This window comes from Rhodoferax sp. (assembly GCF_014859475.1).
Lineage (GTDB): Bacteria > Pseudomonadota > Gammaproteobacteria > Burkholderiales > Burkholderiaceae_C > Rhodoferax.
In genome coordinates this window covers 1-1,771 of sequence record NZ_JACUUE010000323.1, presented here as the reverse complement: position 1 = coordinate 1,771, position 1,771 = coordinate 1, and the positions used below count along the sequence as shown (strand labels likewise).

Genomic DNA, 1,771 nt, shown 5'->3' with positions numbered 1-1,771 from the left:
CCATGACGGACAGTTTCAGTGCTTGGCGGCGGCGTTGTCGTTGCACAGCGTCTGCTGGTCGCGGCTGGCGGCGCCACTGCGCACCAGTTCATCGAGCAAAGCCGACACCCAGGCCTCGAAGGGCTGACCGGCCACGTCGCTCGATTGGTAAATCTGAGCCAGCAGCGGGGTTGCTTGCGCCCATTGCAGCATGTCGGCCTGCACGATGCGCTGGACTTCGAGTAATTTGAATTTGAGCAGCACTTTGGCCGCATAGCGGCGGTGCTTTTGCGGTGCCTGGGCAAAGCTGTCGAGCCGCCTGCGCGCGCGCGCCAGGGCCTCGGCCACATCGGCAAACGCAGCGCCGTGGCCGGGAATGACGAGGCTCGGGGCCAGCGCCTCGATCACATCGAGGGTTTGCGCCACCTCGGTAAAGGCATCAAAGCCGTCGAGCTCCGGAAACACCACGCCAAAGCCGTTTTCCCACAGAGCATCGGCCGAGATCAGCAGGCGGCTTTGCGGCTCGAACAGGATCACCGAATGGGGGTCGTGCCCCGGTGCGGCATGAACTTGCCAAAGCTGGTCGCCCAAGGCAATTTCGGTGTTGGGCTGCAGCGTGGCGCTGTAGCTGAACGGTGGGCAGATTTGCCCGGTGGGCGCGTAGGACAAGGCAACCGGGTCCCACGGCTGCACGAAGCGCGCGTGTCCTGGCGGTATCCGGGTCTGCAGCTCGGGGTAGTGCGCTTGCAAAGCGGCGTTGCCGCCACAGTGGTCGCTGTGCAGGTGGGTGTTGAGCAGCAGCTCAAGCGGCTGGCCTTGCAGGGCCTTGGTCACCAGCGTCAGGGTCTGCGGGGCGTGCGTGGCATAGCCGCTGTCAATCAGCGCGCAGCCGTGGCGGCCACGCATCAGGATGTTGTTGGAGGACAGCCAGCCGCGCTCGAACAGGATGATGCCGTTGGGGAATTGCAAAAGGCTCCTTTGCTGAAACATGGGCGATGGTGCCAGAAGGCGTTGCGGCGGGTGCTGCTGCTTCTTACTTTAGGCGCTATCAGCTTGCGCCAGCGCCAGCGTCTGGGTCAATTCGGTCACGCAGGCGACAGGCGGGGCATCGAACAGCCGGGCAAGCCAGGCTGATTCGCGTGTTTTGACGGTGTCCAGAAAACTGGCGACCGTGCCGTTGTTGCGCGCCAGAGCGGCAAAGGTGGTAAAGCCCGATTCGAGAAAATTCTGTAATGAGCCCAGACCGGCCAATTGCGCGGGTTTGCGCATCATTTTGAGCATCAGGAGCAGGCCGGGTTTGCGCGTCAGTTGCCCGAGTTCCTGGCCAATGTGCAGCACGGTGTCGAGTTGCCAACGTCTGTCTTTGTCACGGCCGACGGCGCGCCAAGCCCGCACGTAGGCTTGTTCCCTGGGTAAGCCGGGTGGCAACTGCCAGTTCAGGGCCATGGCCAGGTCGAGCTCTTCTGTCAGATTGTGCAGCTCGGCCAGGGCCACGGCTGTGGCGACCACTTGGTGCGGAAAGGTGCGCTGCAGGGCTCCCGCAATGCGGGCAAATTGCGCATCGCGCTCGGCGAAGTTCTTGGCGCTGTAAAGCTCTTCGAGAAAAAAATTGGCACAAGCCGCGTAACTGGCAGAGTGCAACAGGTCCTGGTAGGTGCCGGCAAAACGTTGTGCCTGCAAATGCTTGACCATGTGCAGCGCCAGCGCCAGATCGGGTTGATCGACAACTTTTTGGCGCATGGCGACCACTTGGGCCAGCGACTCCCGTATCTGGTTTGAAGCTTGCATCGTG

2 protein-coding genes are annotated in these 1,771 nt (G+C 62.5%); both read right to left on the bottom strand.

What is annotated here, in order from left to right; genetic code table 11:
- Window positions 1-15: 15 nt before the first annotated feature.
- A complete protein-coding gene (locus IBX54_RS14910; protein ID WP_296543432.1) occupies window positions 16-969 on the bottom strand; it encodes an MBL fold metallo-hydrolase in 954 nt (317 codons plus the stop codon).
- Between the two features lie 48 nt (window positions 970-1,017).
- The coding region (locus tag IBX54_RS14905) for a hypothetical protein (protein WP_367141855.1) at window positions 1,018-1,771 on the bottom strand (754 nt) is incomplete at its 5' end.

What these genes read in the sequence shown, in the direction of transcription:
- IBX54_RS14910 (WP_296543432.1), bottom strand. Translation starts at nt 969, where the DNA reads ATGTTTCAGCAAAGGAGCCTTTTGCAATTCCCCAACGGCATCATCCTG.